Genomic DNA, 6,658 nt, shown 5'->3' with positions numbered 1-6,658 from the left:
TTTCCTCTATTTTCCAGAATAAAAACATCATTATTTCTAACTTTTTATTGCTTTTGGCATTAAGAAGATTAATTTCTTTGAAATCTTTATTGCAAACCAAAGAGAAAATTTTTGATGCATCGTTTTGGATTTTCCTAGCGGCGTTGTTTCACTTTTGGAGTATTTTTTACATTGTTTTAGTGTTTATTGCTATCATACTTCACGTTTCTAAAGATTATCGAAATTGGATTATTCCTTTCATCGCACTATTTGCGGTAACTATTATATTTTTCCTTGCCAATAGTATTTTAGATAATACTTTGATGAGTACTTTGCTGGATAAAACATACATCAGTTTTGATTTTTATTATTTCGAAAATATTTACCAAAGAATTGCTTTAGCAACTTTTACATCATTAAGTTTATTTGCTTTTGTTTTACATGTTTTTGATGTACCAAATAAAGCATTGAACATGCAATCGTCACACAAAACGATTTTGTTTTCTTTTATCTTAGGTGTTGGAATTTACGTGCTTTCAGCTAATAAAAATAATGGAAGTTTAGCTTTCTGTTTTGGACCTTTAGCCATAATTGGAGCTAATTTCATTGAGAAAATTGAAAACAATTGGGTAAAAGAAATTGTGGTTTATGCGTTATTAGGTTTGGGAATTTTCTTCTTTGTAATGCAATTATAATTTGATTCCGTAAGCTAAATCTCCAGCATCACCTAAACCCGGAACAATGTAGTTGTGTTCGTTTAGTTTTTCATCTAAAGCCGCTACCCACAAATGGCAATTTTCAGGCACATTTTTCTCTAAGTATTCAATTCCTTCTGGGGTTGCAATAACAACCGCAATATGAATTTCTTTTGGTTTTTGTTCCAAATGTAATTTGTGTAAAACGGCTACCAACGATTGTCCAGTGGCTAACATTGGGTCAATTAAAATTAAATTTTTTCCTTCGAATGATGGCGCTGCTTGATATTCTACTAAAATTTCAAACTTATCATCGTTGTCATAATGATGGCGGTAAGCCGAAACAAATCCATTTTCTGCATTATCAAAAAAGCTCATAAAACCTTGATGTAATGCTAAACCAGCACGTAAAATCGAACATAAAACTACAGGTTCTGCAATGGTTGTGGTGTGTTTGATACCAAGTGGCGTTTGCACATCGATATTTTTGTAATCAAGTGTTTTACTTAATTCGTATGCCATTATTTCTCCAATACGCTCAATATTTTTTCTAAAACGCATGCTGTCATTTTGGATGTTCACATCACGAATTTGCGCTAAAAAATGATTAAGAATACTGTTTTGTTCGGAGATATAATGAATGTGCATCGATTTTATTTTTTGTAATTCAGGATAAAAGTACAAAAAATCGCTATTTTTGTATCAATTTAAAAGAGATAATTATGTTTGCTGAATTTGCATTTCCCATTTTTGAACAAAGTATCAAAACGTATCACATTATTGACGATGTGTATCAACCAGTTGTAAATCCTTTCGAAAAAGGAACTATTGAATATTTGTTATTTGCAAAAAACTGGGTAGACACCGTGCAATGGCATTACGAAGATATCGTTCGTGATCCAAATATTGATCCAGTTGCAGCTTTAGATTTGAAACGTAAAATTGATGCTTCGAATCAAGTTCGTACGGATATGGTGGAATATATCGATAGTTATTTCTTAGATAAATATAAAGATGTTCAAGTAAAACCAAATGCAAAAATCAATACAGAAAGTCCAGCTTGGGCAATTGACCGTTTATCGATTTTGGCTTTGAAAATTTACCACATGAACGAAGAGGCAACTCGTGCAGAAGCTACAGCGGAACACAGAGCAAAATGTCAAGAAAAATTGAATGTATTGTTAGACCAAAAGAACGATATGTTTACTTCAATTAGTCAATTAATCGAAGATATTGAAGCGGGTGACAAATACATGAAAGTGTACAAACAAATGAAAATGTACAACGACGAGGAGTTAAATCCAGTGTTGTATCAGAATAAAAAATAGTCATCAAATTGATGTCTAAACCAAAACACATATTGGTAATAAGGCTCTCAGCCATGGGTGATGTCGCAATGACAGTTCCTGTGTTGAGAGCCTTAGTTTTGCAATATCCCGAAGTAAAAATCACCGTAGTTTCCCGACCTTTTTTCCAACCATTTTTTGACGGAATTCCGAATGTGAATTTCTTTGGTGTGGATTTGAAAGAACGACACAAAGGATTCTTAGGTTTAGTTCGTTTATTTTCCGATTTACGAAAATTGAATATTGATTTGGTTGCCGATTTACACAATGTGCTTCGTTCTAAAGTTATCCGAACCTTATTCGCTTTAAGCGGAAAAAAAGTCGCTGCAACCGATAAAGGAAGAGCTGAAAAGAAAACCTTAACGAGTTTAACCAACAAAGTTTTTGCTCCCGTTAAATCAATGGTCGACAGACATGTGGACACATTCAAGCAGCTTGGGTTTTCAATAGATTTAATGAATCCGCATTTTCCTGAAAAAGCCATTTTATCAGAAGAAATTCTTTCCATAACAGGGAATAAAAATCAAAATTGGATTGGAATTGCACCTTTTGCACAATATGAAAGCAAGGTGTATCCAATCGATTTAATGCAACAAGTAATTGATGGATTAGCTGAAAATAAAAACAATAAAATCTTCTTATTTGGCGGCGGCGATAAAGAAATTCAGTTGCTAAATCAGTTACAAAACCAATACGAAAATGTAATGGTTTTAGCTGGAAAATTAAAATTCAAACAAGAGTTAGAAGTGATTTCCAATTTAGATATCATGCTTTCCATGGATTCTGGAAATGCACATATTGCTGCGATGTTAGGTGTAAAAGTCATTACGCTTTGGGGAGTAACGCATCCTTATGCTGGTTTCAAACCATTTAACCAACCAGATGATTTTTGTTTGAATTCGGACAGAGAACAATATCCATTATTACCAACCTCTATTTATGGTAACAAAAAAGTGGAAGGTTATGACGATGTAATGCGAACGATTTTACCAACTCAAGTTATTGAAAAAATAAATTCCAATCTTACCTAGATAAAATTGGAATTTAGAATTTATTATTTGGAATTTCAACGATTATACATCATCAAAATCAATCTTAATCGTAGCTGTTGTTGGATGTGCTTGACATGCTAACGTTAATCCTTCTGCGATTTCAGCATCGGTTAAAATTTGATTCTTTTTCAAGACCGCTTCTCCTTCTGTAATTCTACAAATACAACTGCTGCAAATTCCACCTTGACAAGAATACGGAACATCTAAACCTTGCTTCAAAGCCGCTTCTAATAAAGTTTGCTTTTGACTCATTTCGAAAGTCGTTTCTTCATCATCAACTAAAATAGAAATTTTAGTGTGACCATCAGCACTTGCAACGGTTTCTCCTTCGTTTGATGAGGTAGAGAACAATTCGAATTTAATATCTGAATCTGAAATGTTATTTTCTTTCAATGTATCCGAAACCAAATTAATCATCTCTTCTGGACCGCACAAATAGAATTTTGAGAATTCCATTTCAGCATGTTTGTTTTTCAAGATGAAATTTACGGTTGATTTATCAATTCGGCCAAACAAAGCATTATCAGCAGTTGATTGACTGTACACATATTGCACAAATAAACGCCCCACATATTGCAATTGCAAATCGTGTAATTGGTTGTGGAAAATCGTATCTTTTTCAGATTTATTTCCGTAAACCAAAACAAAAGTACTATTTGGTTCTTCTTCTAAAACCGATTTTAAAATTGAGTAAACAGGCGTAATTCCACTACCTGCCACAAAAGCTGCATAGTTTTTCTGACGTTCTGCTTTAGGTTCGAAAGTGAATTTTCCTTCTGGAGTTCCTACTTCAATTACGTTTCCGACCGCTAATTTTTCATTAGCAAATTTTGAGAAAAAACCGTTTTGGATAGCTTTAACAGCAATTCGTAACTCGCCACTTTTTGGAGAAGAACAAATCGAATACGCTCTCCTAATTTCTTGTCCGTCAAGCGTAATTTTTAAGTTTACGTATTGTCCTGCAACGAATTGATAATACGATTTTAATTCGTCGGGAACATTAAAAAGAATCGAAACCGCATCTGCCGTTTCTTTGATGATTTCTTTAATGCTTAATTTATAAAATGATGACATGTGATTTTATTTTTTACAAAAATACTATTTATCAAGAAAATAGAAGATAGAATTTAGAAAATAGAGGTCAAAAAAATATACTTAAGAATGTTATGCATAAGAAAATTATGCATATATTTGTTTTGAAATTTTAGATTTATGAAAAATTCACAATTATATAAAGGCAGTTTGAACACCATCATTATGAAGCTTTTAGAAGAGCAAGGCAGAATGTATGGTTATGAAATTACGCAGAAAGTAAAAGAAATTACCAAAGGCGAATTGAACATCACCGAAGGTGCTTTGTATCCTGCTTTACACAAATTAGAAGCCGAAGGTTTGCTAGATGTTGAGGTAGAAAAAGTAGATAATCGCTTAAGAAAGTACTACAAACTTACCGAAAAAGGCGCCACAGAAACCGTAAACCGTTTAGCTGAATTAGAAGAATTCATCAAAAACATGCAAACGATTGTAAATCCTAAATTGAGTTATTAAGATGAAGTTGACAGCTGAAAACATACAATTCATAGACAATTACCTAAAAAACAGCGAAGTCATTTATTACGACATTCGCATGGAAATGCTCGACCATGTAGCCACCGCAGTAGAGCAAAAAATGGAAGCTGAAAATTTAGATTTTTATGATGCTTTCAAAAGTTATATGGTGACGAATAAGAAGGGAATTTTGAAAGGAAATAAAGAAGAAGGATTATACTTTAAAGAACCTTTGAAAAAGTTTGTCTTATTTTCAATTCAACCAATTCAGATACTTTTAGCAATAGGTATTTTTTCTATAGTTTATTTTTTTACTCAATATTTCGGAATTAATGATTTTACAAAATATATTTATGTAATAATAATTGCAACTTACTTCGTGTTTTTGATTTTACATTATTTATTGACTTGGAAAAAGAAGTTTTATTATATAGATAAAAATTTCTCTATCATTTTTCTATTATATCAATTAGCAAATCCATTACACAGAATTGCTAACGAAGGATTTACTTCTTATGTTATTTTCAATTCAATAGTGTTGTTTGTCTTTTTTGCTTTTCTTCAATTTTATTATTTAGAAATGAAGTCTTTTAGACAGAGAAACCAATTTTTATTCCAATGAAACTCACACCAGAACAAATAGACCGTCTTTACCAATTCACGCGCCAACATTACGTGGAATGGTTTGATTTACAAACGGAATTAGTAGATCATTTGGCTAATTCAATAGAATGCCAATGGAAAGAAAACCCTAAAGTTTCTTTTGAAGATGCTTTGCAAGTGGAATTCAAAAAATTTGGGGTTTTTGGGTTTATGACAGTTGTAGAAGAACGTCAAATTGCTTTAGGAAAAAAATACAATAAATTGGTTTGGAAACATTTTAAGTCGTTTTTTACAATTCCTAAAATAATTGGCACAGCTACTGTTTTTGCAATTTTAGTTCAGTTGATGTTGAAATTTGAACATGCTTATTTAATTATAATTTCAATTTTTGTGCTTTTTACTTTCTTGTTTTGGATTGGAATTGTAAAAATGTCAAGAAAAAACAAAAAAGAAACGAAGCTTTCTGGAAAAAAATGGCTGTACAAAGACATCATTTTTGGATTAGGTTCATTCACAGGTTTTATTCCATTACCACTTCAGTTTGGATTACGAATAGAAGATACCGCTCAATTTGGTATAATTTCAGCTACAATTATTAGCGCAACGGTAGTTTGTTTTTTCTTGTTGGGTTTTATTATTCTTAAAATTATCCCATCAAAAGCAGAAGACTATTTAAAAGAAACCTATCCCGAATATGCATTAGAAAATGCCAATTAAACAAAAAGCCTACTTTATGAGTAGGCTTTCGTTTGTTATTCCATAAACAAGGCTTTTAATTCCGTTGCTTCGCTTGGTTTCATTTTTCCAGCTAAGACTAAGCTTAGTTGTTTTCTTCTTAATGCTGCTTCGTAGCGTTGCTTTTCTAATTCAGTTTCTGGCTCAATTGGTGGAACAGGAATTGGTCTTCCAGTTTCATCAACGGCTACAAAAGTATAGATAGCTTCGTTGGCTTTATTTTTAATTCCTGATTCTCTATCTTCAATCCAAACATCAATAAAAATTTCCATAGAAGTGTTGAATGTTCTCGATACTTTCGATTCAACCGTTACTACACTTCCTAACGGAATAGCTCTGTTAAACGCCACGTGATTCACCGATGCCGTTACACAAATTCTACGCGAATGTCTTCTAGCGGTAATACTCGCTGCTCTGTCCATACGAGCAAGCAATTCACCACCAAATAAATTGTTCAATGGATTCGTTTCACCTGGTAAAACTAAGTCGGTTAAAGTAGTTACCGATTCTGAAGGAAATTTTGGTTGCATTGTTTTTTTTGCAAAGATAAAGAGGAATTTGATAATTAAATGCAAAAAAAAATCCCAAAATTGGGATTTCAATAATTTTTATGCAAAGTGTTAAAAATTTATTTGATTAACAACCAAGCTTCCGCATTGTGCGATTTTTGAATGTTTTTTCTTTCTGTTTGAGCCTCGTT

9 protein-coding genes are annotated in these 6,658 nt (G+C 32.4%); 6 read left to right on the top strand and 3 right to left on the bottom strand.

What is annotated here, in order from left to right; all coding sequences use genetic code 11:
- A partial coding sequence (locus L6Q46_RS11750; protein ID WP_291284461.1) for a DUF6427 family protein occupies positions 1 to 674 on the top strand: 674 nt, incomplete at its 5' end.
- On the opposite strand, the gene upp is transcribed toward L6Q46_RS11750, so the two are convergent.
- Complete coding sequence (gene upp, locus L6Q46_RS11745) at positions 669 to 1,322, bottom strand: uracil phosphoribosyltransferase (RefSeq protein ID WP_026725465.1); 654 nt, start codon at positions 1,320 to 1,322, stop codon at positions 669 to 671. The two genes, L6Q46_RS11750 and upp, sit on opposite strands and share 6 nt — an antisense overlap.
- 74 nt (positions 1,323 to 1,396) lie before the next feature.
- Between upp and L6Q46_RS11740 the strand changes: the two genes are divergently transcribed.
- Together L6Q46_RS11740 and L6Q46_RS11735 are read left to right on the top strand one after the other, a co-directional pair.
- Positions 1,397 to 2,002, top strand: coding sequence for a DUF4254 domain-containing protein (locus L6Q46_RS11740; protein WP_111566475.1), 606 nt, complete (start codon positions 1,397 to 1,399; stop codon positions 2,000 to 2,002).
- A gap of 11 nt (positions 2,003 to 2,013) precedes the next feature.
- Positions 2,014 to 3,051: a glycosyltransferase family 9 protein gene (locus tag L6Q46_RS11735; protein ID WP_291284460.1), complete on the top strand. Its 1,038-nt coding sequence runs from the start codon at positions 2,014 to 2,016 to the stop codon at positions 3,049 to 3,051.
- A gap of 42 nt (positions 3,052 to 3,093) precedes the next feature.
- Here L6Q46_RS11735 and L6Q46_RS11730 read toward each other — a convergent pair whose 3' ends face one another.
- Positions 3,094 to 4,146, bottom strand: coding sequence for a ferredoxin--NADP reductase (locus L6Q46_RS11730; protein ID WP_291284459.1), 1,053 nt, complete (start codon positions 4,144 to 4,146; stop codon positions 3,094 to 3,096).
- Between the two features lie 138 nt (positions 4,147 to 4,284).
- Between L6Q46_RS11730 and L6Q46_RS11725 the strand changes: the two genes are divergently transcribed.
- Genes L6Q46_RS11725 through L6Q46_RS11715 form a run of 3 tightly spaced genes read left to right on the top strand, consistent with a single transcriptional unit; the run spans position 4,285 to position 5,940 of the window.
- Complete coding sequence (locus tag L6Q46_RS11725) at positions 4,285 to 4,620, top strand: PadR family transcriptional regulator (protein WP_262317256.1); 336 nt, start codon at positions 4,285 to 4,287, stop codon at positions 4,618 to 4,620.
- Between the two features lies 1 nt (position 4,621).
- Positions 4,622 to 5,242: a hypothetical protein gene (locus L6Q46_RS11720; protein ID WP_291284458.1), complete on the top strand. Its 621-nt coding sequence runs from the start codon at positions 4,622 to 4,624 to the stop codon at positions 5,240 to 5,242.
- On the top strand, positions 5,239 to 5,940 hold the full coding sequence (locus tag L6Q46_RS11715) for a hypothetical protein (RefSeq protein WP_291284457.1): 702 nt from the start codon (positions 5,239 to 5,241) through the stop codon (positions 5,938 to 5,940). The genes L6Q46_RS11720 and L6Q46_RS11715 overlap by 4 nt, the downstream gene beginning before the upstream one ends.
- A gap of 35 nt (positions 5,941 to 5,975) precedes the next feature.
- Here the strand turns inward: L6Q46_RS11715 and L6Q46_RS11710 are convergent, their stop codons facing one another.
- Positions 5,976 to 6,488 carry an acyl-CoA thioesterase gene (locus tag L6Q46_RS11710; RefSeq protein ID WP_111566472.1) on the bottom strand — a complete coding sequence of 171 codons (513 nt, stop codon included), beginning with the start codon at positions 6,486 to 6,488 and terminating at the stop codon, positions 5,976 to 5,978.
- Between the last annotated feature and the right edge of the window lie 170 nt (positions 6,489 to 6,658).

The organism is Flavobacterium sp. (assembly GCF_023151265.1).
Lineage (GTDB): Bacteria > Bacteroidota > Bacteroidia > Flavobacteriales > Flavobacteriaceae > Flavobacterium.
This window is presented reverse-complemented; position numbering and strand designations above follow the sequence as displayed.